Raw genomic sequence first — 24,565 nt, 5'->3', positions numbered from 1 at the left:
GACCGCCCGTCCCGCGCTAGTGGTCCTGGGAGGTGCGCTCGTCGGGGTCGACGGCGTGGTCGGCGCGCTCCTCCTCGAGGCTGCTGCCAGGTTCGGTCCCGGTGTCAGTTGGGAGGTCGATCGCTGTCCGGTCGTCGCCGTCCCGCGACCGGGCGTCGGCCACGATCTCGTCGTAGGGGCGGGCCGGCTGGGTGCCATGGGCGACCGGGCGGGCGTGCCAGCGCTCGCCACGCCACCCGCCGAGCAGCGCGCCGACGAGCATGGCGAGGGCGGCGGCGATGCCGGCACCGATGCCGATGTCGGTCCAGGTGTCGGTGCTGGTGGGCACGCCCTGGTCACGCAGCTCGTCGCCGACGGCGGTGGTGTCGGCGGTGAGCGAGGTCACCAGGCCGGCGACCACGATGACGAGCAGGCCGAGCCCGAAGACGACCAGCCCGTGGCGCAGCCCGGCGCGGCCGGCCATGCGCCCGGCGGTGTAGCCGCCGAAGGCGAAGGAGGCGAGCAGCGCCAGGGCCATGGCCGCGGCGCCGCCGATGCCGACGTTGCGCCACTCGTCGTCGCTGAGCCCGGCGATGTCGGCCCCGATCACGGCGGCGATGCCGGCGGAGAGCGCCGCCAGGAGGGCGAGCAGGCCGAAGGCGGTGAGGGTCCCGGACACGGCGCTCAGCGGCGACAGGGTCTCGTTGCCCCGCGGCGGCCTGGCCGCGGTTCCGCGCCGGCCCCGGGGGCGACGCTTGGTCTTCTGCTTGTCCTCGTCGTCCGTGTCCTCCGGGCCGGGCCCGCCGAGCTGCTCGTCGGTTCGATCGGTTGACTCGGTCCGTCGGTCGCCCATCGCTCGCCCCTCCGCCTACTCGTCGCTCGTGCCCTGATGGTGCCCGGGGCGCGCGCTCGTGAAACGCCGCCGGGTGCAGGCGGGCGCGCCCAGCGGCTCGCAGGTGCGCCCGTAGGATCGAAGGCCGTGGAGGGCGATCGTGTCGTGGTCGAGGGTTGCGAGCTGTGCGAAGCGGCGCGCTTCACCCCCTGGTTCCACGAGGACGATGTGTGCTGGGTGGCCGAGTGCGAGGCCTGTGCCATCCCGATGGTGGTGTGGCGCTCCCACGGGGTCGAGCCCCCCGAGACCGAGCTGGAGCACATGCTGGCCGAGCTGGCTCGGGTCGCCGCCGAGCAGTTCCCCGACGTGGGGGTCACCATCGACCGGGTCATGCGTCAGATCCCCAACCACTTCCACGCCCACGCCCGGCCCGACGACTGGTGGGCCCGCCGCCGCGGCCTGGTCTGACCGACGTTGCCGGCGTGGTGTCCGCGACCGGCCGGTTGCGTGATACGTGCCGTAGAGGCGGCCGGGCTCTCCGGCAGTCGGGACGGCTCGAGAGAGGCCCATGGGCAGTGAGGAACGGTGGCGCGACGCTGGCAGCGGACACTGAACACAGACGGCTGCGGCGGCTCGGGGGCGCGGGCGTCCCGAAGTGGATTCGATAGCCGACCCGACTGGCGCGGGAGATTGCTCCGCCCCCACGATCGCGGCGTTTCACCTCGTCGCCCTTCAGCAGCGCAGCGGGATGGGCGGTGGCCGTTCCCGGATGGGGGTGCCGTCGCCCCGGAGGACGATCCAGCGCTGCGGACTCGCAGGTCGGAGGCGGATGGTGTGGTTGTGGGCGAGCTTGTGGTGGCGGTTGCAGAGGAGCACGAGGTTGTCGAGCTGGGTGGGACCCGCGGGGTGGGGAACCACGTGGTGGGCGTCGCACCAGCGGGCTGGTCGGTTGCAGGAGGGGACGATGCAGCCGCCGTCGCGAGCCACCAATGCTCGGCGTTGGGCGGGGGACGGCGTGTACTGGCTGCGGCCGACGTCGAAGGGCACCCCCGCCTTGGTGGACACCGTGGAGGTGGCGCAGTCGCACAGCCACCGTTCGAGGGTGGAGCGGGGTACGAGGGTGCCGTCGTCGAAGGTGGCGGCAACGCCCCGGGCGCCGGCAAGGGCGTCGAGGGGCACGGTGACTATGAGCTGCGCCCGCCGGGGGCGGGCCCGCTCTCGGCGGTCAGCCTCGGCGACGTCGTCTTCGAGGTCCTGGCGGCGGGTGGCCGAGGAGCGGCGCGCCATCTCGAGGAGGGCGGCGGCGCAACGTTGGGCGTGGCTGCGGTGGGCGGCGGGGTCGTGGTCGTCGAGGCGTTGGTCTTCCCGCCACAGCTCGTCGGTGATGGCGTCGAGCTCGGCGAGGAGCTCGGCGCCGTCGTCGATGTCGAGGTCGCCGTCGAGCTTGACCCGGCCGTCGCCGTAGCGGGATGCCCGCACCTGGCTGGGTTCGCCGGTGCCGGGCTCTGGCCCGTCGTCGTTGAGCGACAGCCACCTGGTGACAAGCACTTCGTAGTCGTCGACGCACAGCACCTTGGCCTGGTCGACCAGGAGGGCCTCGTCGCGGGTGAGCGCCACGAGGGTGCGAGGGGTGAGGCACCGCGCCAACGCGCGGGCGTGGCCCTCGCTGACCGCGCCGGCCGCGAGGGCGTCGGCCATGAGCGGGGTGAAGCGGAGCCGCTTGGCCAAGCGCACCCGGCTACCGGCCGTCGCCCGGGCGATGCCGCTGTGGTGGGCCAACCAGCAGCGAACCTTGGCGGCCCCGTCGTCGAGGTACCAGCCGTTGCGGTCCAGCTCGCCAGCCACGGCCAGCAGCGCGGCGTCGAGGCGGGCCTTGGCCCGCTCGAGCTCCACCGCCAGCGCCCGCACGCCCGCCGAGTCGAGGCTGGTGGCGTCGATGGCCACCAGCTCATCGATCGAGGGCACACCAACGCTTCCCATCGAGACGCTTCCCATCGAGACCTCGCACACGGGACCGGTTCACTCGGGGAAGCACCCCCATCGTACACCTGTTCGATTGCCGGGCGCAAGCGTCGTCCGCGCCGGCGAGGATGCACCGCGCGGCGGCCTGAACCGGTCATGCTGGTGCTGTCGTGGTTTGACACCCGGTAGGTCACCGGCTCGCATGAGCTGGTGAGCCCGGGCCTGAGCCCCGGCACCCGACGCCACAAGGAGAGCACATGAACCGATCTGAGCTGGTCGACGCCATCGCCGAGCGCAGCGGGGTCGCCAAGGGCGACGTCGACGCCTCCCTCAAGGGCCTGTTCGACGTCGTTGCCAACGTCGTCGCCAGAGGCGATGACAAGATCTCGATCCCGGGGTGGATCTCGTTCGAGCAGACCCTGCGGTCGGCCCGGACCGGGCGCAACCCCCAGACAGGTGCGGAGCTGCAGATCCCGGCCACCAAGGCCGTCAAGATCAGCGCCGGCTCCAAGCTCAAGGCCATCGCCGCCGGCAAGGAGCCCGCACCGGGCTGAGCGGCGCCCCTCGCGGCACCGTCCCCGCCCGCCCGCCGGCGGGCGGGGACGCGGTCCGGCCGGTCGCACCGTCGCCGGGCCCTAAGGTTGCCGGCATGCTCGAACCCGGCGACAAGGCCCCCGCGTTCACCCTCACAGACCAGACCGGCGAGCCGGTCCGGCTGTCGTCGTTCAAGGGCCGCAAGGTGCTCGTGTACTTCTACCCGAAGGCCGACACGCCAGGGTGCACCACACAGGCCTGCGGGCTGCGCGATGTCCTCCCGGAGCTCGGTGATGTGGCGGTGGTCGGCATCAGCCCCGACCCGCCCGAGAAGCTCCAGCGCTTCGACGACAAGCACGGACTCGGCTTCACCCTGCTCTCGGACCCCGACCACGCCGTGGCCGAGGCCTACGGGGCCTGGGGGGAGAAGTCGATGTACGGCCGGAAGTACCAGGGCGTGATCCGCTCGGCCTTCCTGGTGGACGAGAAGGGCAAGCTGGTCGAGGTCTGGCACAAGATCTCGCCCAAGGACACCCCGGCCAAGCTCCGTCGGGCGGTGGCGTGAGCTCGCTGCCCGCCCCCGTCGACCTGCTGCCGCATCGCCCCCCGTTCCTGCTGGTGGACGAGCTGGTCGCCCTCGACCCCGGGACGTCGGCCACGGGGCGGTGGACCCTCACCGGCGACGAAGCGTTCTTCGCCGGGCACTTCCCCGGCCGCCCGACCCTGCCGGGCGTCTTGATGATCGAGGCGCTGGCGCAGGTCGGCGCGTGCTCGGTGCTTGCCGACGAGCGCTTCGCCGGCAAGCTCCCGCTCTTCGGCGGGATCGACGGCGCCCGATTCCGCCGCCAGGTCGTGCCGGGCGAGACGCTCGAGCTCGAGGTGACCCTCGGGCGCATGTCGGCACGAGCCGGCAAGGGATCGGGGCGGGCCACCGTCGACGGCGAGCTCGCGTGTGCTGCCGACCTCCTCTTCTTCCTGGCTCCGGCCTGACAGACTCTCCAACACGGCCATCGAGGAGGACACCATGACCGCCAGCACCGTGGAGCGCGTCACCGAGCTACAGGTGGCATGGGGGACCCTGGAGTCGCCCCTCGGCCAGCTCCTGGTGGCCGTGACGTCACGGGGCCTGGTGCGGGTGTCGTTCGAGGCCAACGACCCCGCAGCCGTCCTCGAGGTGCTGGCCCGGCGGATCTCTCCCCGGGTGATGGAGGCGCCGGCCCTCGTCGACGAGCCCCGCCGCCAGCTCGACGAGTACCTGGCCGGGCGACGCAAGCGCTTCGACCTTGCCGTCGACTGGGCACTCGTGAGTCCCTTCGGGCGCGAGGTCCTCGGGGCCTGCGCCGCCATCCCCTTCGGGCAGGTCAGCACCTACGGGGCCCTGTCTGCCGCCATCGGGCGCCCCCGGGCCTCCCGTGCCACGGGCAACGCCCTCGGGGCCAACCCGATCCCCATCGTGGTGCCCTGCCACCGGGTGCTGCGCACCGGCGGCGGCCTCGGTGGCTACACCGGGGGGCTCCACCTGAAAGCGCACCTCCTCCACCTCGAAGGCGTGCTCAGCTGACTGCGAGCGGGGCCCGTCACCGAGCGGGACCCCTCCCACCGCCTCCGCAGGCTCCGGCGGCGGGCCCCTCCCCTCGGTGCCACCCGCTCCCAGCCAGTTGAGCACGCCGGCTGGACTCGGCGTGGCCGGTTGCGGACTCGGCTTCGCCGAGGCCACTTTTCTGCTACTGGGGTGGGGGGCCGATGACGAGGCAGCCGTTGTGACCGCCGAAGCCGAAGCTGTTCGACAGCGACGGCCCGGGCTCCCACGGGCGGGGCTCGCGCACCACGTCGATGGTGATGGCGGGGTCGAGGTTCACCAGGCCGGCGGTGGGGGGGATGAGGCGGTGCTCCATGGCTAGGAGCACGGCGGCGGCCTCGATCGCTCCGGCAGCGCCGAGGGCGTGGCCGGTGACGCCCTTGGTGGAGGTCACCGGCGGCCCGGGCGTGCCGAAGACCGTGGTGATGGCCTCGGCCTCGGCCGCGTCATTGAGGGGGGTGGAGGTGCCGTGGCCGTTGATGTGGGCGACGTCGGCGGCTCGCACGCCGGCGTCGGCGAGGGCGAGCTCCATGGCCCGCACGGCGCCGTTGCCGCCGGGGGCGGGGGCGGTGATGTGGTGGGCGTCGGCCGTGCTGGCCGACCCCATGATCTCCCCGTAGACGCGGGCGCCGCGCGCCCGGGCCGCCTCGAGCTCCTCCAGCACGAGCACCACCGCGCCCTCGGCGATCACGAAGCCATCCCGGTCGATGTCGTAGGGGCGGGAGATCCCCGACCCCGAGAGGGCGGTCATGTTGGCGAAGCCGGCCACCCCGGTGGGTGTGATGGCCGCCTCGCTGCCGCCGGTCATCACCGCGTCGCACGTGCCCGACGCGATGAGGCGGGCGGCGTTGCCGATGGCGTGGGTGCTCGCCGCGCAGGCGGTCACCGTGGCCTCGCAGGGGCCCCGCCAGCCGAAGCGCATCGAGACCGACGCGGCGGCAGCGTTGCTCATCATCATGGGGACGAGGAAGGGCGAGACCCGCTTGGCGCCCTTCTCGTGTCGGATGACGATCTGGTCCTCGAGGGTGTGGAGGCCACCGACGCCGGTGCCGATCAGCACGCCGGCCCGGTCGAGGTCGGCGGTGAGCTCACCGGCGTCGTCGAGCGCCATGGCGGCGGCGGCCACGGCGAACTGCGCGAAGCGATCGGTGCGCCGTGCCTCCTTGGGGCCGAACCACGGCGACGGGTCGAAGTCGGTGATCTCGCGGGCACCGGGGGCCGGCTCGGCGAGCAGCCCCTCCCAGAACGCCTCGGTGCCGGTGCCGCAGGGCGCGACGATGCCGATGCCGGTGACGGCGACCCGGCGCCGGCTCACGAGCCCAGCTTGCCCTGGACGAGGTCGTAGGCCTGGCCGACGGTCTCGATCCCCTCGAGGTCCTCTTCGGGGACCTCGATGTCGAACGCCTCCTCGAGGGCCATCACGAGCTCGACGAGGTCGAGGCTGTCGGCGTCGAGGTCGTCGGCGAACTTCGCCTCCTTGGTGACCTGGTCGGGCTCGACCTGCAGCACCTCGACGGCGCACTTCTTGAACGTCTCGAAGGTGTCCTCAGCCATGGTGTCTCTCTCCTGTGGTTCGTGCGGGGTGGTCGGGGAAGTCTGGTGCCTGCTAGTGGCCCATGCCGAGTCCGCCGTCGACCGGCACGATGGCACCGGTGATGTAGGCGGCACCGGGGGAGGCCAGGAACGTGACGACCGCGGCGATCTCCTCCGGGGAGGCGAAGCGGCCGAGGGGGACGGCGGCGGCGAGCTCGGCCTGGCGGTCGGCGCCGAGGGCGGCTGTCATGTCGGTCTCCACCGGGCCGGGCGCGACCACGTTGGCCGTGATCCCTCGGGAGCCGAGCTCGCGGGCGAGCGACCGGGCCAGGCCGACGAGGCCGGCCTTGGACGCGGCGTAGTTCGCCTGCCCGGCGGACCCGAGCATGGCGACCACCGAGGAGACGAAGATGAGGCGGCCGCCTCGGGCCTTGAGCATGGGGCGGGCAGCGCGGCGGGCGACCCGGTAGGCCCCGGCGAGGTTGGTGTCGATCACGGCGTCGAAGTCGTCCTGGGCCATGCGCACGATGAGCCCGTCGCGGGTCAGCCCGGCGTTGGCCACCACGACCTCGACCGGACCGAGGCGCTCCTCGACCTCGCTGAAGGCGGCGTCGACGTCGTCGACCGAGGTCACGTCGCAGCGGACGGCGAGGAGCCCCTCGGGCGGGTCGGAGCGATAGGTGACGGCGACCCGGTCCCCCTGGGCCTCGAAGGCGCGGGCGCAGGCGAGGCCGATGCCCCGGTTGCCGCCGGTGATCAGCACGACCCGGCCGTCGTCGTCGCCCTGCTCGCTCATGGGGAGCCCCATCGTAGGACGGCGCTGGCCCACGTCAGCCCGGCGCCGAAGCCGACGAGCAGGAGGATGTCGCCGTCGGCGATGCGGCCGGCGTCGGCGGCGTCGGCCAGGGCCAGGGGGATCGACGCCGCCGAGGTGTTGCCCGTGCGGTCCAGCACCGTGGCTGCCCGGTCGGCGGGGATGCCGAGGCGGGCGCACGCCGACTCGATGATCCGCAGGTTGGCTTGGTGGGGCACGAGCAGGCTGACGTCGTCGGTCGTGAGGCCGGCGGCAGCCAGCGCCACCTTCGAGGACTCCACCATGCCGCGCACCGCCCGGCGGAAGACCTCCTTGCCGTCCATGTGGGTGAAGCCGCCGAGGTCGGTGTAGAGGAGGTGGCGGGCGGCGCCGTCCGAGCCGAGGTCCCACCCGAGCAGCTGGCCGGGACCGTCGACGGCGTCGAGGAGGACGGCCCCGGCGCCATCGCCGAAGAGCACGGCGGTGCCGCGATCGTCCTGGTCGGTGATGCGGCTCATCACGTCAGCACCCACCACGAGGATGCGGCGGGCGCCGATGCCGAGCATCCCGGCGGCGGCCACGAGGGCGTAGACGAAGCCGGAGCATGCGGCGTTGAGGTCCATGGCGCCGCAGTCCAGACCCAGGGCCTCCTGCACGGCCGAGGCGGTCGCCGGCATCTGTTGGTCCGGCGTCGTGGTGGCGAGCACGAGGAGGTCGACCGAGGTGGGGTCGGTTCCCACGCGGTCGAGGGCGGCCTTGCCGGCAGCGGCGGCGAGGGTCCCGGTGGTGCCGCCCATGCGTCGCTCGGAGATGCCGCTGCGCTCCACGATCCACGCATCGCTGGTGTCGAGTCGCGACGCGAACTCGTGGTTGGTGACGACCCGTTCGGGGAGGGCGACGCCCCATGAGGTGATGGCGGCACCCGTGCCGAGGGGGGTCGCGCTCACTGGTTGACGCGCAGCCAGGCGATGGGCTGGCTCGGGGTGACGCGCTCGCCTTCGACGGCGATCAGCCCCATGACGGTCCCGGCGAAGAGCGAGCGAACCTCGTGGTCGCCCACGTGGCCGACGAGGTCGCCGACCTGCACGGTCGCCCCCTCGGAGCCGCCGAGCCAGGGTTGGGCGGGGGTGAAGACGCCGGCGGTGGGGCTCACCACCATGCGCTCGGTCATGTAGAGGTGCTCTCCGTCGGGCTGGTTGGCGGCGGCGGCAGGCTCGCCGGCGAGGAGCTCGAGCAGGTGGTCGAGGTCGTCGGGGGTGGCGACGGCCACGGAGCGGGTCTCTCGGCTGATCCGCTTGGCCATGCCGGTGAGCACCCCGCCGGGGCCCAGCTCGACGATGCTGTCGACGTCGAGATCGATCAGTCGCTGCACCGACTGGCGCCACCGCACGGGGCTGCACAGCTGGGCCGAGAGCAGCCCGCTCCACTCGGTGGGGTCGGTGTGGGGACGGGCGTCGATGTTGGCCACCACGGCGACATCGGGTTCGCGCAGGGTCACCTGGGCGATGGCCTCCCGCAGGCGGTCGCGCGCCGAGGCCATCAGCGGCGTGTGGAACGCCCCGCTCACCGGCAGCGGCATCACCTTCTTGGCGCCGAGGCCTCTGGCCGCATCGGAGGCGGCCGCCACGGCGTCGACGCCGCCGGAGATCACGACCTGGCCGGGCGCGTTGAAGTTGGCCACCCACACGTCACCGTCGGCCTTGCGGCATGCGGCATCGGCGTCGTCGTCGTCGAGGCCGAGGATGGCGGCCATGGTGCCGGGTCGCTCCTCGGTGGCGTCCTGCATGGCGTCACCCCTGGCGGCCACGATCCGGACGCCGTCGGCGAACGACAGGGCACCGGTGGCCGTCAGGGCGCTGTACTCGCCCAGGCTGTGCCCCGCCATGATCCCCGGAGCGACGCCGACCCGCTCCACGGCGTCGAGGACGACGAGGCTGGCGACGAAGGTGGTGAGCTGGGCGTTGCGGGTCTGCTTCAGCTCGTCGACGTCGGCCTCGAGGAGCAGGCGGGCCACGTCGCGCCCGGCGACCTCGGAGGCCTCGCCGACCAGCTCCCACGAGGGGTGGTCGAGCCATGCCGCGCCCATGCCCGGACGTTGCGATCCCTGTCCCGGAAATGTGAACGCCAGCATCTCAACCCTCTCGATGTCCCGTGCTGCCCGCCTCTTGCTCCGACCTCGTCCCTACCGGGGAGGTTTCACCGAGGCGGCGTGGGCATCGGTCCGCCCTCGGCGGCGCCGAGGCGGCGATGGCGGTAGCCCGCCAGGATCCCGGCCGCGGCCAGCGCCACCAGCCACCACGGCGGTCGCCTCCGTCGTCGTCCCTTCGCGCCCACCTCGGCGAGACTAGTGACTCGGGTCGCCGGGGCCCACTGGGGCCGCTGCGCACCGGAGTCGGGTCCCGTCCTCCTACACTCTGGCGGCGCGCGCGGCGGTGGCGGAACGGCAGACGCGGAGGCCTCAAAAGCCTCTGTCCTTCGGGGCATGTGGGTTCGAATCCCACCCGCCGCACGCAACCCCCGCTGCACGCAACCCCAGCCGCCGCCCTCCGGCGGCGGTGGGGGCACCGTCCCCCGACCCGCCGAGCACCTGTTGTTCCGGTTGCTCCTCGTGTGGGTATGGCCCCGGCATCGATCTCTCAGAGGCCCTCCCGCCCGAGCGTCACAGTGCCTGGGCCGCCCGCCGCCTGGTGGCGCGTGCCCTGGCGGACGGCTGTGGGGCCGACGAGACGATCGAATTGGTCTCCCTGCTGGTCACCGAGGTCGTGACCAACGCCCTCCTCCATGCCCGCACCGAGCTGCGCCTCGACGTCAAGGTTGGCCCGGAGGTCATCCGCGTGGAGGTCGCCGACGGCTCCGCATTCCTCCCCATCTCCGAGGTGCCTGGCCATGACCAGGTCGGCGGCCGGGGCCTCTTCCTCGTCGACCAGCTGGCGTTGTCGTGGGGTGCCGATCCGATCGACGGCGGCAAGGTCGTGTGGTTCGAGGTCGCGCACACCTCCTGACACCGCCGCGGTCTCCGCCCCATCGGATCCCTCAGGTCCTGCTCGGGCGGGCGGTGCGCCGCGCGATGTCGTCGGCGTAGCGGGTGAGGAGGGGCCCGGCGATGGCGAGGGCGAGGACGTAGGCGGCCGAGAGGGGTCCGAGCTGTGGCTCGATCCCGGCGGAGACGCCCAGTCCGGCGATCACGATCGAGAACTCGCCGCGCGAGACCAGGGCGGTGCCGGCGCGCATCCGGCCCGGCCGGGCGATGCCGGCCCGCCGGGCTGCCCACCAGCCGGTGCCCAGCTTGGTGATGGCGGTGACGACCGCCAGGGCGATGGCGACCCCTGCCACGGGCGGGAGGTTGGCCGGGTCGACCTGGAGCCCGAAGAAGAGGAAGAAGATGGCGGCGAAGAGGTCCCGGAGCGGCCCGATGAGGGCCGAGGCACGGTCGGACACCGGGCCGCCCACGGCGATGCCCACCAGGAAGGCGCCGACGGCCGCGGAGACCTGCAGCTGCTGGGCCAGGCCCGCCACCAGCAGCGTGAGGCCGAGGATGCTCAGGAGCAGGGCTTCGTCGGACTGGCTGAAGATCACCTGGCTGATGCGGTGGCCCAGCCGGAGCGCGACGACGAGCACCACCGTGACGGTGGCGAGGGCGACTCCCACCGAGACGAGCCCGCTGGCGAGCGCCCCGCCGGCGAGCAGGACCGCGACCACCGGGAGGTACACGGCCATGGCCAGGTCCTCCATGACGAGGATCGTCAGCACCGTTGGCGTCTCGCGGTTGCCGAGCCGATCGAGCTCCCCGAGGACCTTGGCGATGATCCCCGACGAGGAGATGTAGGTGACACCCCCGAGGAGGATCGAGGCCCGGACGTCCCAGCCGAGGGCCATCCCGGCGACCAGGCCCGGCACGCCGTTGGCGACGATGTCGACGATCCCCGAGGGAAGACCGGTGCGCAGCCCGGCGCCAAGCTCCTCGGCGGTGTACTCCAGGCCCAGGGTGAGCAGGAGCAGGACGACACCGATCTCCGATCCCAGCTCCATGACGTCCTCGCCCAGGTCGATGGCGGCGATGCCGCCGCCGCCGAAGAACAGGCCGGCCACGAGGTAGAACGGGATGGGGCTGATCCCGAGCCGGTGAGAGGTCCGCGCCAAGAAGGCGAGGCCGACGACGACCAGGCCCAGATCGACGAAGATCAGCGCCACCTCGGCCGAGGCGGCAGCGATGACCACTGCGCTACCCGTGGTGGAGGAGGTTGGTGAGATCCTGGGTGCCAGCGGCGGTGCCGACCGTGACCGCGGTGTCGCCCCCCTCCAGGACGAAGTCGGGGCCTGGCGAGGGGATGGTCTCGCCCTTGCGCAGCACGGCGACGATCGACACGCCCGTGCGGGCACGGAGCGCGGCATCGCGGAGCGTGCGGCCGACGGCGGTAGAGGCGTCTTCGACGGTGATCCAGTCGATGGTGAGGCCTTCCACCTCCTGTTGGAGCTCGCCGAGCGCCTCACTCACAGGGGAGGAGCCGAGCACCTCCGAGAGGGTTCGGGTGTCGTCGCCGTCGAGGTGCACGACCTGGCGGCACGAGTCGGGGTCCTCGCGGTCGTAGACGAGGAGCTCGCGGCGGCCGGTGCGGTGCACCAGGACGCCGATCCGCTCGCCCTCGCTGGTCACGAAGTCGTGCCGGACCCCGACGCCCGGCAGCTTGGTCTCACGCACCTCGGCCATGGGGATCCTCCTCGGTCGGAGCGAGGCTACCGGTCGGCGACGGCGCCGAGCGCCCGGCGTGGCGGTCTGGTGGTCGCGGTCCGCACCGCCAGCGAGGTACTGACCCCGAGGAGGAGGACGAGCTGCACCTGGCCCAGGGCGGTCCGCTCGCAGGCGTCGCCGACCAGGGCGGAGATCACGGGGCGGTTCCGGACCTCGGGCTCGATCGAGCACGTCCGGGGCACGGCCAGGTTGAGGGCGGCGAGGCTCGTCAGCGCCAGGCCGGCGCCGGCAACGGCAGGTGCCGCTCGCACGATCGACCGGGCCCAGCCCACGACGAGGGCCGAAGCGCCGCCGGCGGCAGCGGCGAGCACCAGGACGGCCAGGAAGGCGAGGATGGAGTAGCGGGTGATCTCGAGGGGCACGAGAGCGCCATCATGCCTGCCCGCCGTCGGGGGGCGGTGCCAGGGGGTCGGCGCGGGGTCCTTCCGCCCATGCCGTGAGCAGCGCGGGGCCGCCCGCGTCGCTGGCCGTCACCACGATGAGGAGGTCGCCGGGTGCCAGTCGGGTGTTGCCGTCGGGGACGCGCACGCCGTCGTCACGGAGCACGGCGGCCACGCGTGCCGTCCCCGGCAGCGGCACCTCGCGCAGGGTTCGCCCGGCCACCCCGCACGAGGAGGTGATCTCCAGCTCCACCACGTCGACGCCGGCGCTGTCGATCGACACGAGGTCGGCGACGGCATCCCACGCCGTCGTGCCCGCCTCGAGCCCGAGCGCCCGGGCCAGCGGCCCCACGGTGAGGCCCTGGAGAGCGGCGGAGACGAGCACCACGAAGAACACCACGTTGAAGACCAGGTCGCCGTCGGGGTAGCCGGCAATGAGCGGGAAGGTGGCCAGCACGATGGGCACCGCCCCCCGCAGCCCGGCCCAGGCGCTGAAGGTGAGCTCGCGGCGGTCGAAGCCGAACCACGGCAGGCAGGTCAGCACGGCCAGCGGGCGGGCGAGGAAGATCAGCACGCCCGCTGTGGCCAGGCCGGTGATGGCAACGGCCGGAAGCTGAGCGGGGAACACGAGCAGCCCGAGCAGCAGGAAGAGGGCGATCTGCGACACGGAGGCCAGGCCCTCGTGGAACCGCCGGATGGACCGCCGTTGACGGGGCGCGGTGGAGCCGAGCACCAGCCCGGTCACGTAGACGGCGAGGAACCCCGAGGCCCCCACCCCGGCCCCGGCCCCGTAGGCGAGACCGGCCAGCCCCAGGGCGAGCACCGGGTAGAGGGCGGCACTGTCGAGGCGGAGACGTTGGACGGCGAAGGAGCCGGCGGCCCCCACGGCCAAGCCGACGACGAGGCCGCCGCCGAGCTGGCGGGCACCGAACAGCGCCCATTCGGTGACGTCGGGATCGCCCGACCACGAGGCCAGCACCCCCACGGTGAGCAGCACCGCCATGGGGTCGTTGCCGCCCGACTCGGTCTCGAGCAGGGAGTTGAGGCGGCGGGGCGTCGGCGCTCGGCGGAGGACGGCGAAGACGGCGGCGGCGTCGGTGGAGGCGACCACGGCCCCGATCAGCAGGGCGGTGGTCGGTGAGGTGTCGGTGATCAGGAGGACCCCGCCCGCCACGACCAGGGCGGTCACGACGACGCCGACCGTGGCCAGCAACGCCGCTGGGGCGGCGACGCGGCGGACGTCGGTGACCGAGGTGGAGAGTCCACCCTCGAACAGGATCACCACCAGGGCGACCACGCCGATGCGCTGTGCCGCCTCGGCGTCGGAGAACCGGATGAAGGCGAGCCCGTCGTCCCCGAGGAGCATGCCGAGGCCGAGGAAGAGCAATAGACCTGGCGCCCGGAAGCGATCGGCGAAGCCGCTCAGCAGGACGCCGACGACGAGCAGGGCAGCGCCCGCCAGCAGAGCGGCATCACCGGGGAGGGCGGCGTTCACCCGGTGACCGCTCCTCGATCGCCCATGGGCCGAGAGTACTTGCGGCTCGACGGTCGGTCGCCGGCCGGCTACCGGGGGGCGACCGCGAGCAAGGTCCTGTCGGGGAGGGCTCGGGCGAGGCGGGGGACGTTGTGACCGAGGCCGGCGCGTAGGGGCGAGATCCCGGTGACGACGAGGTCGCCCGGCCCGGTCGTGTCCGGCAGCGCCTCCCGGGGGTGGCGCTCGTCGATCACCACCTGTGGGTCGCGGGACCCGTTGACGAGGGTGGGCACCAGGGTCGTCTCCTCCTGGGCGACCACGACGATCGGGATCCCCGCGCCGACGGCGATCCGGGTCGCGACGAGGGCGGCGAGCTCGAGGCCCGGCAGGCCGGCGGGGGTGAGGTCGCGCCTGGTCACGGAGAGGACGACGCGGGCGATGTCGTCGTCTCGGCCCTGCCGGCAGACGATGACCGGGACGGGCGAGAGCGCGAGGAGGGCGTCGACCCGCTCGCCGAAGAAGCTCTCCTTGCGGGTGGTGTAGCCCCGCCAGCCCATCAGCAGGCAGGTCGCCGACTGCTCGACCGCAGCGTGGAGGATGCCGGCGCTGGCGGTGAGGTCGAGGCGAACCACGCTCTGGGCATCAGCCCCCGCGGCGAGGACCATGCGCTCCGACTCGGCGATGAGCCGGGTGCGATGGTCTTCGACCACGTCGGAGCCGGTCTCGAGGTCGAGCACGGTCAGGGGGACGACGCGGCCGCTGTCTGGCCGTGCCAGGAGGGCGCCGATGCGCATGAGCGTCCCGGAGAGCTCTGGGGAGATCACCGGCGCCAGGACGGTCTGGCCGATGGTGGACTCCTTGATGGGAGGTCGCGGGAGCAGGGGGCCCCAACGAGCGGCGGCGAAGGAGGCGACCAGGCACGACGAGAGGATGACGAGCACGACGGCGTTGACGGTCCCCTCGTCGATGAGGCCCACCTGGAGGCCGACGAAGACCACTGCCAGGGTGGCGGCCGCCTGGGCGATCGAGAGGGAGGCCACGGTGCCGATCTCGGCGCTCTGGTAGCCGAACAGCCTCCCGGCGATCACGGCCGCGAGGCCCTTGCCGGTCACGACGACCGCGGTGAAGGCCGCAGCCCGACCGAGTGAAGCAGGGTCGGCGATCGCGACGGCGGGGTCGACGAGCATGCCCACCGAGATGAGGAAGATGGGCACGAGGAACGACGCACCGAAGAACGAGATCTGCGACATCAGCTGACCGCTGTTGGGGATCTGCCGGTTGAGGGCGAGCCCGGCCAGGAAGGCGCCAACGATGGCCTGGATGCCGGCCAGCTCGGCCAGGCCGGCGGAGCCGAAGAGCGCGACGGCGACGAAGAGGAAGCGCACGGTGCGGTCCTGGCCGAGTCCGGTGAAGAACCACCTGGCGACGCGGGGGAGCACCCAGAGGATGACGAACAGGACGGCGGCGACGCTCGGGAGGAAGGTCAGGACGAAGGTGGCGTCGAGCGCGCCCTGGTGGGCAGCCACCACCAGGGCCAGGGCGGTGAGGGCCGACATGTCGGTGACGATCGTGGCGCCCACCGTGGTGGCCACCGCCCGGTTGCCGACCGCGCCCATCCGCTGGAGGGCGGGGTAGGTGAGCAGGGTGTGCGAGGCCCAGCATGAGGCAAGGAGGATGGCCGCCATGGTCGAGAACCCGATCGCCTGGTGGACGACGATGCCCAGTGCGAAGGGGAGAGTGAAGGAGATCGCCCCGAGGGTCAGCGATTGGTTGCGGTGCCGGACGAAGTCGTCGAGGTCGAGCTCGAGGGCCGCCTGGAAGACCAGGTACAGCAGGCCCACCCCACCGAGGACGGCGACCGTGCCGTCCCGCTCGACGACGTTGAGGGCGTTGGGGCCGAGGACCAGGCCGGCGACGATGAGGCCGATGATCCCCGGCAGGCCTGCCCGTTGGGCGGCGATGGGCGCGACAAGCGCGGTGGCGAACAGGACGACGAAGACCAGTGAGGGTTCGTCGAGTGGCAGGCTCATCCCGGGTCACCGGTCGGTGTGGCCACGACCACGACGGTGACCGCACAGGCGTCGAGGACATGCTCCACGCCGTGGCCGAGGAACGGCCGGCCCTCGAGCTGGCGGAGGTCGGCACCGAGGACCACCAGGTCGGCGTCCTCGTCGATCACGGTCTGGATGATCTCGTCGGGCTTGGACGTGCCCCGGCGGACCACTGAGCGGGAGCGGGCGCCGAGCTCGTCGGCCAGGGCCTCTGCCCGTTCGAGGATCTTCGTGGCGACGTCGCCTTGGGCGTCTACCAACGTGCTGCTGCCACCCGATGCCTCGGCGGCCTCAGGAGCGTCGGGCCGACGCCCGAAGACGCCCCGCAGCCGGCGGGTCAGCGCGTCGCGCGCGGGTGCGGCGATGTGGGTGAGGACGACCTCGGTGCCGATGTTGGCGCTCAGGTGGCCGGCGATCTCCTGCGCCGCGCGCGACGGCCTCGCGGCCGAGACCGGCACGACGGCGCGCGCGAACGCGCCTGGCGTCGGTCGGTCGAGGTTGCGCGCCCTGCGCACGATCACGACCGGCACCGACGTCTCCTGGAGGAGCTCGTCGACGACAGGGGAGAGGATCCAACGCCCGAGTGCCTCGTCCGGCGCCCCGACACCGATGGCCCCGTAGCCCAGCCGCGCCTCCCGCAGGATGACGTCGGGCGCGTCCTCCGACGACACCCGCTCGATGTCGGTGCTGCGGTCCCCGAGCACCGAGGTGATGGCCTCGATCCCCTGCTCGTCCACGTCCTTGCCGGCGATGAGGAGCGTGGCTCCCACATCGGGTGGCCACGCCAGGTGCATCACCTGGGCGGCAACGATCGAGTTGGGTCCTCCGGTCGTGGGGAGGAGGAAGCGCGTCGGCTTCACCATCACGTTGCGGCTGAGCGTCTCCTCGCGGAGGAGCCGCTTCTGTTCCTCAACGGTGCCGGCCCACGACCGTACGACCCAGCGCAGCATCGGTCCCGCCATCATCGATGTGACGATCGACATGATCACCAGCACGGTGTACGACGCCTGGTTCAGAACGCCGAGCGACAGCCCGACGGTGGCGATGATGAGCCCGAAGGCGCCACGGGCGTTGAGCCCGATCCCGAGCGCAAGCCCCTCGCGGCCGGGAAGCCGCGCCGCCTTGGCGCCGATCCACGCACCGAGGATCTTCGAGACGCTGGCGACGGCAACGACAACAGCCGACCAGAAGAGGACCTGAGGTTCGGCCAGCAGGGCGAGGTCGACCCGCAATCCCGCGGTGGCGAAGAAGACCGGTGCGAACACGGCGGCCGTCACTGACTCGAGCTGGTGCTCGACCTCGACTTGTCGGAACTTCGAGCGGCCGAGGACGATGCCCGCGACGAAGGCACCGAGGACCGCCTCGACCCCGAGCGCCTGGGTGACGACACCGGCGAGCAGAGCGATGACGACGTAGGTGGTGATCGTGGCGGGTACTCCCGCCTCTGTTCGGCGCAGTCGGCGCAGGAAGACGTCGACCGCTCGTTGGCCCACGGTGAGCGATCCGACGAGGAACAGCGTCATACCGGCGAGCGTGAGCGCCAAGCGGCCGAGGGCGATCTCACCCGCCTGCGCCAGGCCGGCGATCAGTCCGAGGAGGACCCACCCGACCACGTCGTTGGCGATGCCGGCCGCGAGCGTCATCTGACCGAAGTTGCGCCGCATGAGGCCGAGCTCGCCGAGGATCTTGGCGATCACCGGCAGCGAGGAGATGCTCAACGCCGTCGCGATGAAGAGCCCGAAGACGACCTGCTGGTCGGGATCCGCGACGAAGATGCCAGGAAGGAGGAAGCCCACGACGGCGCCCAGCGCGATGGGCACCAGGAGGCTGCCGGCGGACACGAACGCCGCGCCCGACCCGAGGCGGCGGATGAGCGTGAGGTCGGTCTCGAAGCCGGTGACGACGAGGAGGAGCACCACGCCTATCCAGCCGACGGTGAAGAGCATGCCGGACTGCACGTTGTCGGCGGGAAACAGCCAGGCGGTCGCCCCCGGCGCCACCTGGCCGAGCACTGACGGTCCGAGGAGCAGGCCTGCCGTCAGCTCGCCGACGACGGCAGGCTGGCCGATGCGCCGCATGGCCCCACCCAGGAGGCGGGCCACGAGGAGGAGGACGGCCAGCGTCGTCCAGAAGACGAGCAGCTGGTGCTCGCTGGGTGCCACCAGGTTCACGGGCCAGCCTTTCCCCCGGCGGTCGGCTGGCTCCCGGTGCTGGAGGGGGTGCCGCCCGTCTCGGTCACGTCCGACACGATGCCACGGGATGCCTGGTGTGGCGTGCACACCCGGGTGAGGTAGACAGGCGCGTGGACATCACCGCCACCCTCGATGCGCCATGCGAGCCGTCCGTGCTCACCGCCTGGGTCAGCGACCTCGGTCGCTACCCCGAGTGGCTCGAGATCGTCCCGCGCGCCGAGCCGGCTCCGCCCCACGACGGCGATCCGGGTCCAGCCTGGCTGGTCGACTTGCGCGGCCGCCTCGGTCCACTTGCCCGCTCGAAGCGCCTGCGCATGGTTCGCAGCACCCTCCAACCGGGCGAGGCCGTCCGCTTCGAGCGGCGCGAGCTCGACGGCCGCCGCCACTCGACGTGGCTGCTGGAGGCCACCGTCGATCCCCACGACGGCGGCAGTCGCCTCACCATGGGCCTCCACTACGGCGGGGCGTTCGGGGGCCCCGTCCTCGAGCGCATGCTCCGTGACGAGATCGAGCGCTCCCGCCCCCGCCTCCTGGCCTGTGTGGCCGGCGGCCCACCTCCCGAACCCCCGTCTGGGCGGTGAACCTGGCCGCTCGAGCGACCACGATCACCGCCCAGACGCAGGGTGGGGGTAGTCACGGGGCGGCGATGGGGAGGTGGAGGAGGTGCGGCCCGCCCGCCTGCCGGGCGGCGCGCACGGCGTCGCCGACGTCGCCCGCCCGCTCGACCGATGTGGCGGGGACGCCCATGGAGCGGGCCAGCGCCGGAAAGTCGATGGCCGGTCGGTCGAGGTCCATGGCGACGAAGGTGCCGGTCTCGGCGCTGCGGCCGCCCATGCCCCGCAGGGCGTTCTTGAGGATGAGGTACTGGCCGTTGTCGACGACGGCGAAGGTGACCGGTAGGTCGAGGCGCGCCGCCGTCCACAGCGCCTGGGGCGAGTACATGGCGGAACCGTCGCCCACCACGCACAGGACCGGCTCCCGGTCGTAGCCGAGCGAGACGCCGAGGGCGGCGGGCATGCCCCAGCCCAGCCCGCCGCCGCGGCAGAAGAAGTAGCGGCCGGCGCGGGCGGTGCGGTGGTAGCCGCGGACGTGCGACCCCGTGGTGATGGCCTCGTCGACGACCACGCTGTCGGGCGGGAGTGCCCGGACCAAGGCGTGGGCGGCCGCCGCGGGGGCCATCGGCTGCTGGTCGTAGGCGGCCAGGGCCTTGGCATCGAAGCGGGCGGCCGCCGCCTCCGCCGTGGTGCGGGCCTCGGCCAGCGCCGTCTCGGCCGCCGTGGCGTCGACCCTGCCGTGGACGGCGACGAGTAGGGCGCGGAGGGTCTCGGCCGGGTCGCCGACCACTCCGAGGTCGGTGGGCCAGGTGCGGCCCAGCTGGGCGGGGTCGGGGGAGAGGTGGAGGAGGGCGACGTGGGGTGGGACCGCCGGCCCGGGGGTGAAGGGGTAGACCATGAAGGCGCGGCCGCCCACCAGGAGCACCGTGTCGTAGGCGGCCAGGGTGGCGTTGATGCCGGAGGCCGCCGGTGCCAGCGGCCCCGCCCAGAGCGGGTGGTCGGTGGGGAAGACCGTGGTGGAGTGGAGCGGTGACCCGTGGACCCGGCACCCCAGGGTCTCGGCCAGGTTCACCAGGGGGTCCACGCCGGCCGGGGCGACCTCGTCGCCGGCCACGATCGCCAGGCTCCCCACCGGGGCCGTGGCCAGCCGGTCGGCCAGGCGCTCCAGGGTGAGGCCGGCGGGCACGGTCGCCCGGTGGAGCTGCGACGGCGGGGGCACCTGGTGGTCGCCCTCCTCCTCGAGCACGTCCATGGGGATGGATACGAAGACCGGCCCGGCCGGCGCCGAGGCGGCGTCGTGGAACGCCCGTCGGAGCACCGTGCCCAGCTCGCCGAGGGTGGAGGTCTCGTGGGTCCACTTCGATACCGAGGCGGCCAGGCCGACCAGGTCGCCGCCGAGGAGGGGGTCGTGGTGGAGGTGGCGGCGGTCCTGCTGGCCGGCCGTGACCACGAGCGGGGTGCCGTTGGCCTGGGCGTTGGTGAGGTTGCCGACGGCGTTGCCGAGGCCGGCCGACGTGTGCAGGTTCAGGAACGCCGGGCGCCCGGTGGCCTGGGCGTAGCCGTCGGCCATCCCGACGGCCGTCGCCTCTTGCAGTGCGAGCACGTACTCGAGGTCGTCGGCGCCCACCAGGGCGTCCACGAGGGGCAGCTCGGTGGTGCCCGGGTTGCCGAAGAGGTGGCGCACCCCCTCGGTGCGCAGCACCTCCAGCAAGATGTCGCGCCCGCGGGTCATCCCCGCAACCTACCGATGGTCTGGTGTCTCAGGTGGTGGGCGGCTCGTTCACCTCGACCGGTACCCCCGCGGAGGCCGGGGCCTCGCCCCCGACGTTGGGGAAGTGGCACGCCACGTAGTGCTCGGCGCCGACCTGGCGCATGAGCGGCTCTTCGGCAGCGCAGCGGTCCTGCACGTTGGGGCAGCGGGTCCGGAACCGGCAGCCGCTCGGCGGGTCGATGGGTGAGGGGAGCTCGCCGCCGAGGGTGAACTCCGACGGCAGCGCGGTGGGGTCGGGCTTGGGGATCGACTCCAGCAGGGCATGGGTGTAGGGGTGGGCGGGCTCGGCGTAGAGCGTGTCGGAGGGGGCCAGCTCGCACATCTTGCCGAGGTACATCACGGCGACCCGGTCGCTGATGTTCTTGACCACGGCGAGGTCGTGGGCGATGAACATGAGCGTCAGCTCGTAGCGCGCTTTCATGGCCTCGAGCAGGTTGAGGATCTGCGCCTGCACCGACACGTCGAGGGCCGAGACGGGCTCGTCGCAGATGATGATCTCGGGGTCGAGCACCAGCGAGCGGGCGACGCAGATGCGCTGGCACTGGCCGCCGGAGAACTGGTGGGCCCGTCGGTCGCCGACGGTGTCGGGGTCGAGGCCGACTGCCTCCAGCACCTCGTCGACGCGCTGATCGGCATCCTTGCCATCCCCGCCGTCCTTCTTCCCCCAGATGGAGATCCCCTCGCCGACGATGTCTTTGATCTTGCGGCGCGGGTTCAGCGACGAGATGGGGTCCTGGAAGATCATCTGGAGCTGCGTGCGGGTGCGTCGCATCTCCTCGCCCTTGAGCTGGGTGAGGTCCTTGTCGCCGAACATCACCGACCCCGACGTGGGCTTCGGCAGCTGCATGATGGCGCGCCCGGTGGTCGACTTGCCGCAGCCCGACTCGCCCACCAGGCCGAGGGTCTCACCCTTGGCCAGGTCGAAGCTGACGTCGGAGACGGCGTGCACCTTGCCGCCGGCGGTGGGGAAGTCGACGACGAGGTGCTCGACGCGCAGGACGATGTCGTCGCGGTCGCGGAGGTGGGCGGTTCCGCTGCCGGCCACTACGCCGTCACCGCCGACTCGGTGTCGGTCAGGCCGGCGATGGACACAGGGGTGCCGCAGGCGTTGACGCCGGCAGCCTCGTTGACGGCGAGGGCGTCGGCGCCGGACTGCGTTCCCACCGGGAAGAAGCAGCGGTAGGCGTGGCCGGGTTCGTCGGCGGGGAACAGGTCGGGGTCCTCCTGGAGGCAGCGAGGCTGCGCGTAGCGGCAGCGCTCGGCGAATCGGCAGCGGTCGGGGAGGTTGGCCAGGTTGGGCGGTCGCCCGGGGATGGCCTGGAGCAGGGTGTGGCTGGGGTTCTCGATCCGGGGGATCGATGCCATGAGCGCCTCGGTGTAGGGGTGGCGCATGCTCTTGAACAGGGTCCGGGTGGCCGCCTTCTCGACGACGCGCCCGGCGTACATCACGACGATCTCGTCGGCGCGGTTGGCCACCACCCCGAGGTCGTGGGTGATCAGCATCATCCCCATGTTCCGGTCGCGCTGCTGGGCCTGGAGCAGGTCGAGGATCTGCTTCTGGACGGTGACGTCCAGGGCGGTGGTGGGCTCGTCGGCGACCAGCAGCTTGGGACCGCAAGCCAGCGCGATGGCGATGGTGACGCGCTGGCGCATGCCGCCCGACAGCTGGTGGGGGTACTCGTTGAGGCGTCGCTCGGGGGCGGGGAGGCCGACGGAGCGCAGGAGTGCGACCGCCGTCTCGTTGGCGTCGCCCTTCGACATGTCGAGGTGGTGGCGGAGGCCCTCGGTGAGCTGGCGGCCGATCTTGACGACGGGGTTGAGCGAGGTCATGGGGTCCTGGAACACCATTGCCATCTCGAGTCCCCAGATCTTGCGCATCTCCTTGGTGCCGAGCTGGCGGAGGTCGCGCCCTTCGAACAGCACGCGCCCCCCGGCGGGGATGGCGGTGCGCTTGGGCAGGAGGTTCATCACCGAGCGGGAGAGGATCGTCTTGCCCGAGCCCGACTCGCCCACGATGCCGATCGTCTTGCCCTGCTCGAGCGTGAAGGAGACGCCGTCGACGGCCTTGACGGTGCCCAGGGGCGTGTCGAAGTAGGTCTTGAGGTCCTCGACCTCGAGCAGGCAGCCCGCGTGCCGGGAGTCCTCGGGCAGGAGCACCCCGTGAGACCTGCGACGGGATGGGGTGCTCACAGGCTGGACTCCTTGACGTCGAAGCGGCTGCGGAGGCTGTCGCCCACGAAGTTCACCGAGAGCACGGTGAGGAACATCACGAGGGAGGGCATCAGGGCCACGTGGGTGGTCCTGCTCAGGTGGCGCTTGCCCTCGGCGATCATCGACCCCCAGGTGGCGTCGGGGGGCTGCACCGACAGGCCCAGGAAGGCCAGCGATCCCTCCAGGACGATGATGATCCCGAGGGCGACGAGCCCGAAGGCGGCCACCGGCAGGATCACGTTGGGCATGATCTCGCGGAAGAGGATCCGGGTGTTGCTGGCGCCCATCGCGCGGGCGGCGAGCACGTACTCCCGCTGGGCGACGGCCAGGGTGGTGCCCCGGGCCACGCGGGCGTAGACCGGGATCGAGAGGAAGCCGACCACCATCGTGATGGCGGTGAGGCTCTGGCCCACGAACGCAACCATGCCGAGGAGCAGGATGAGGCCGGGGAAGGCGAGGATGATGTCGATCGCCGCCATCACACCGAGCTCGAACTTGCCCCGGAAGTAGCCCACCATCATCCCGAGGGTGCCGCCCACGACGATGCCGATGCCGACGGCGGAGAGGCTGATGATCAGCGACACACGGGCGCCGAACGCCAGCCGGGAGAGGATGTCGCGACCCAGCCCGTCGGTGCCGAGCACGTAGCCGTTCTGTCCGGGCGTCGAGAGCTTGTCGGTGATGAAGATGTCGTTGGGCTCACGGAACGGGAGGACGTTGGCGAACACGGCCACGAAGACCACGACGCCGATCCAACCCAGCGCCAGCCAGAAGACGATGCCGCGTGCCTTGCGCTTGAGCTTGTCCTTCTTGGCTGCGGGGATCCTGGGGACCGGCGCCTGGCCGGCGAGCTCGCTGAGCTCGGACTCGTCGCGCTCCCGGTCGATCTGGTCGGAGAGGTGGAGCGATCCGTCGACGCCGTCGGCGCTGGGCGGGGTGCCGTCAGGGCCGGGCCCGGGGGGGGTGGAGTCGGACATCAGTGACGGCCTCCCTGTCGGATCCGGGGGTCGAGGAACGAGTACAGGATGTCGACCGTGAAGTTCACGACCACGTAGGCGATGGTGATGAGCAGGACCACGCCCTGGACGATCAGCAGGTCGCGCTGGAAGATCGAGCTGAGCAGGAGGCGGCCGATGCCCGGGAGGGCGAAGATCTCCTCGACGATCACGGCCCCGCCGAGGAGGTTGCCCACGGTGAGGCCGGCCACCGTCAGCAGCGAGAACGACGATGGCCGCAGGGCGTGGCGCAGCAGGATCCTCCAGGTGGGCAGGCCCTTGGAACGGGCCAGCATCACGTGGTCCTCCTGCAGCGTGGCGATCATGTCGGTGCGCAGCAGGCGGGTGAAGACCGCCACGTTGGCGGTGGCGAGGGCGAACGCAGGCATGAAGACCGACCGGAGGTTGCCCACCGGGTCGGCGGTGAGCCGCGTCCACCCGGTGGCCGGGAACCACCCGTAGCGGACGGCGAAGACGTAGATCAACAGGAGCGCCATCATGAAGTTCGGGATCGAGAGGAGCCCGAAGGTGGTGCCGGTGACCACCTTGTCGAAGGGTCCACCGGCCCGGTAGGCGGTGAGGACCCCGAGCGGGATGGCCACCACGAGGCTCATCAGGAGCGAGACCACGGCGATCTCGACGGTCACCGGGAGCCGCTCCATGATGGCGGTGCTGACCTCCTGGCGGGTCTGGTAGGAGCGGCCCAGGTCACCCTGGAGGGCGTCGCCCAGCCACCCGATGTACCGGACGGGCAGGGGGTCGTCGAGCCGGAGGTCGGCCCGGACCGCCTCGAGGGCGGCGGGCGTGACCCCCTGGGGCCCGAGGACCTGGCACTCCACGCACCCGGGAAGGAGGTTGAGGAGGAAGAAGGTCAAGAACGACACCGCCAGCATGATGGGGATGAGCGCCAAGACCTTCTTGCCGATCATCCGTGCCACGGTGCGACTCCTCCTCTGCGTCCTCTCCCGGGTGCGT

Annotated in this window: 26 protein-coding genes and 1 tRNA gene; 8 read left to right on the top strand and 19 right to left on the bottom strand. The window is 72.3% G+C overall.

What is annotated here, in order from left to right:
* Positions 1–16: 16 nt before the first annotated feature.
* Positions 17–832, bottom strand: a complete 816-nt coding sequence (locus VMN58_08850; GenBank protein HUF33297.1) for a hypothetical protein — start codon at positions 830–832, stop codon at positions 17–19.
* 126 nt (positions 833–958) lie between these two features.
* Here VMN58_08850 and VMN58_08845 point away from each other — a divergent pair, with 126 nt between their 5' ends.
* Entirely contained in the window at positions 959–1,279 is a 321-nt protein-coding gene (locus tag VMN58_08845; protein HUF33296.1) for a hypothetical protein, read from the top strand.
* A 264-nt stretch (positions 1,280–1,543) separates the two neighbouring features.
* Here VMN58_08845 and VMN58_08840 read toward each other — a convergent pair whose 3' ends face one another.
* Positions 1,544–2,776 carry a DUF222 domain-containing protein gene (locus tag VMN58_08840; protein HUF33295.1) on the bottom strand — a complete coding sequence of 411 codons (1,233 nt, stop codon included), beginning with the start codon at positions 2,774–2,776 and terminating at the stop codon, positions 1,544–1,546.
* Positions 2,777–3,030: 254 nt separating this feature from the next.
* On the opposite strand from VMN58_08840, the gene VMN58_08835 reads away from it, so the two are divergent.
* The 4 genes from VMN58_08835 to VMN58_08820 all read left to right on the top strand — a co-directional run bounded on the left by VMN58_08835 (position 3,031) and on the right by VMN58_08820 (position 4,868).
* Positions 3,031–3,327 (top strand): HU family DNA-binding protein, encoded by a 297-nt coding sequence (locus VMN58_08835; protein ID HUF33294.1) that lies wholly within the window; start codon positions 3,031–3,033, stop codon positions 3,325–3,327.
* A 95-nt stretch (positions 3,328–3,422) separates the two neighbouring features.
* Positions 3,423–3,872, top strand: a complete 450-nt coding sequence (bcp, locus tag VMN58_08830) for a thioredoxin-dependent thiol peroxidase (protein HUF33293.1) — start codon at positions 3,423–3,425, stop codon at positions 3,870–3,872.
* Positions 3,869–4,297 carry a 3-hydroxyacyl-ACP dehydratase FabZ gene (gene fabZ, locus VMN58_08825; protein ID HUF33292.1) on the top strand — a complete coding sequence of 143 codons (429 nt, stop codon included), beginning with the start codon at positions 3,869–3,871 and terminating at the stop codon, positions 4,295–4,297. The genes bcp and fabZ overlap by 4 nt, the downstream gene beginning before the upstream one ends.
* 34 nt (positions 4,298–4,331) lie before the next feature.
* Positions 4,332–4,868 (top strand): methylated-DNA--[protein]-cysteine S-methyltransferase, encoded by a 537-nt coding sequence (locus VMN58_08820; protein HUF33291.1) that lies wholly within the window; start codon positions 4,332–4,334, stop codon positions 4,866–4,868.
* A gap of 163 nt (positions 4,869–5,031) precedes the next feature.
* Here the strand turns inward: VMN58_08820 and VMN58_08815 are convergent, their stop codons facing one another.
* From VMN58_08815 to VMN58_08790, 6 genes are all read right to left on the bottom strand, one after another.
* Positions 5,032–6,201: a beta-ketoacyl-ACP synthase II gene (locus tag VMN58_08815; protein ID HUF33290.1), complete on the bottom strand. Its 1,170-nt coding sequence runs from the start codon at positions 6,199–6,201 to the stop codon at positions 5,032–5,034.
* Positions 6,198–6,440 (bottom strand): acyl carrier protein, encoded by a 243-nt coding sequence (acpP, locus tag VMN58_08810; GenBank protein HUF33289.1) that lies wholly within the window; start codon positions 6,438–6,440, stop codon positions 6,198–6,200. Before acpP ends, VMN58_08815 begins: the two co-directional genes overlap by 4 nt.
* 52 nt (positions 6,441–6,492) lie before the next feature.
* Positions 6,493–7,215, bottom strand: coding sequence for a 3-oxoacyl-ACP reductase FabG (gene fabG, locus VMN58_08805; GenBank protein HUF33288.1), 723 nt, complete (start codon positions 7,213–7,215; stop codon positions 6,493–6,495).
* A complete protein-coding gene (locus tag VMN58_08800; protein ID HUF33287.1) occupies positions 7,212–8,159 on the bottom strand; it encodes a beta-ketoacyl-ACP synthase III in 948 nt (315 codons plus the stop codon). The genes fabG and VMN58_08800 overlap by 4 nt, the downstream gene beginning before the upstream one ends.
* Positions 8,156–9,343 carry an ACP S-malonyltransferase gene (gene fabD / locus VMN58_08795; GenBank protein ID HUF33286.1) on the bottom strand — a complete coding sequence of 396 codons (1,188 nt, stop codon included), beginning with the start codon at positions 9,341–9,343 and terminating at the stop codon, positions 8,156–8,158. Before fabD ends, VMN58_08800 begins: the two co-directional genes overlap by 4 nt.
* Before the next feature lie 65 nt (positions 9,344–9,408).
* Positions 9,409–9,546: a hypothetical protein gene (locus tag VMN58_08790; GenBank protein ID HUF33285.1), complete on the bottom strand. Its 138-nt coding sequence runs from the start codon at positions 9,544–9,546 to the stop codon at positions 9,409–9,411.
* 92 nt (positions 9,547–9,638) lie between these two features.
* On the opposite strand from VMN58_08790, the gene VMN58_08785 reads away from it, so the two are divergent.
* Positions 9,639–9,721, top strand: a tRNA-Leu gene (locus VMN58_08785).
* Positions 9,722–9,767: 46 nt separating this feature from the next.
* Positions 9,768–10,214: an ATP-binding protein gene (locus VMN58_08780; GenBank protein HUF33284.1), complete on the top strand. Its 447-nt coding sequence runs from the start codon at positions 9,768–9,770 to the stop codon at positions 10,212–10,214.
* Between the two features lie 31 nt (positions 10,215–10,245).
* Here the strand turns inward: VMN58_08780 and VMN58_08775 are convergent, their stop codons facing one another.
* The 6 genes from VMN58_08775 to VMN58_08750 form a co-directional block, all read right to left on the bottom strand.
* Entirely contained in the window at positions 10,246–11,430 is a 1,185-nt protein-coding gene (locus VMN58_08775; GenBank protein HUF33283.1) for a cation:proton antiporter, read from the bottom strand.
* Between the two features lie 4 nt (positions 11,431–11,434).
* Entirely contained in the window at positions 11,435–11,920 is a 486-nt protein-coding gene (locus VMN58_08770; protein HUF33282.1) for a cation:proton antiporter regulatory subunit, read from the bottom strand.
* Positions 11,921–11,946: 26 nt separating this feature from the next.
* A complete protein-coding gene (locus tag VMN58_08765) occupies positions 11,947–12,324 on the bottom strand; it encodes a hypothetical protein (GenBank protein HUF33281.1) in 378 nt (125 codons plus the stop codon).
* 10 nt (positions 12,325–12,334) lie between these two features.
* Positions 12,335–13,837, bottom strand: a complete 1,503-nt coding sequence (locus VMN58_08760) for a potassium/proton antiporter (GenBank protein ID HUF33280.1) — start codon at positions 13,835–13,837, stop codon at positions 12,335–12,337.
* Positions 13,838–13,905: 68 nt separating this feature from the next.
* Positions 13,906–15,846 carry a cation:proton antiporter gene (locus tag VMN58_08755; protein ID HUF33279.1) on the bottom strand — a complete coding sequence of 647 codons (1,941 nt, stop codon included), beginning with the start codon at positions 15,844–15,846 and terminating at the stop codon, positions 13,906–13,908.
* On the bottom strand, positions 15,843–18,038 hold the full coding sequence (locus tag VMN58_08750; GenBank protein HUF33278.1) for a cation:proton antiporter: 2,196 nt from the start codon (positions 18,036–18,038) through the stop codon (positions 15,843–15,845). The genes VMN58_08755 and VMN58_08750 overlap by 4 nt, the downstream gene beginning before the upstream one ends.
* Before the next feature lie 131 nt (positions 18,039–18,169).
* Here VMN58_08750 and VMN58_08745 point away from each other — a divergent pair, with 131 nt between their 5' ends.
* Positions 18,170–18,640: an SRPBCC family protein gene (locus VMN58_08745; protein ID HUF33277.1), complete on the top strand. Its 471-nt coding sequence runs from the start codon at positions 18,170–18,172 to the stop codon at positions 18,638–18,640.
* Positions 18,641–18,692: 52 nt separating this feature from the next.
* Here the strand turns inward: VMN58_08745 and VMN58_08740 are convergent, their stop codons facing one another.
* Genes VMN58_08740 through VMN58_08720 form a run of 5 tightly spaced genes read right to left on the bottom strand, consistent with a single transcriptional unit; the run spans position 18,693 to position 24,519 of the window.
* Positions 18,693–20,345, bottom strand: coding sequence for a thiamine pyrophosphate-binding protein (locus tag VMN58_08740; GenBank protein HUF33276.1), 1,653 nt, complete (start codon positions 20,343–20,345; stop codon positions 18,693–18,695).
* A 28-nt stretch (positions 20,346–20,373) separates the two neighbouring features.
* On the bottom strand, positions 20,374–21,429 hold the full coding sequence (locus VMN58_08735) for an oligopeptide/dipeptide ABC transporter ATP-binding protein (GenBank protein HUF33275.1): 1,056 nt from the start codon (positions 21,427–21,429) through the stop codon (positions 20,374–20,376).
* Positions 21,429–22,574, bottom strand: a complete 1,146-nt coding sequence (locus tag VMN58_08730; GenBank protein ID HUF33274.1) for an ABC transporter ATP-binding protein — start codon at positions 22,572–22,574, stop codon at positions 21,429–21,431. The genes VMN58_08735 and VMN58_08730 overlap by 1 nt, the downstream gene beginning before the upstream one ends.
* Positions 22,571–23,572, bottom strand: coding sequence for an ABC transporter permease (locus tag VMN58_08725; GenBank protein HUF33273.1), 1,002 nt, complete (start codon positions 23,570–23,572; stop codon positions 22,571–22,573). The genes VMN58_08730 and VMN58_08725 overlap by 4 nt, the downstream gene beginning before the upstream one ends.
* Positions 23,572–24,519: an ABC transporter permease gene (locus VMN58_08720; protein HUF33272.1), complete on the bottom strand. Its 948-nt coding sequence runs from the start codon at positions 24,517–24,519 to the stop codon at positions 23,572–23,574. The genes VMN58_08725 and VMN58_08720 overlap by 1 nt, the downstream gene beginning before the upstream one ends.
* Between the last annotated feature and the right edge of the window lie 46 nt (positions 24,520–24,565).

This window comes from Acidimicrobiales bacterium, assembly GCA_035512495.1.
Lineage (GTDB): Bacteria > Actinomycetota > Acidimicrobiia > Acidimicrobiales > CADCSY01 > DATKDW01.
Note: the sequence above shows the minus strand (reverse complement) of the source record. Positions and strands in the feature narration are given on the sequence as shown.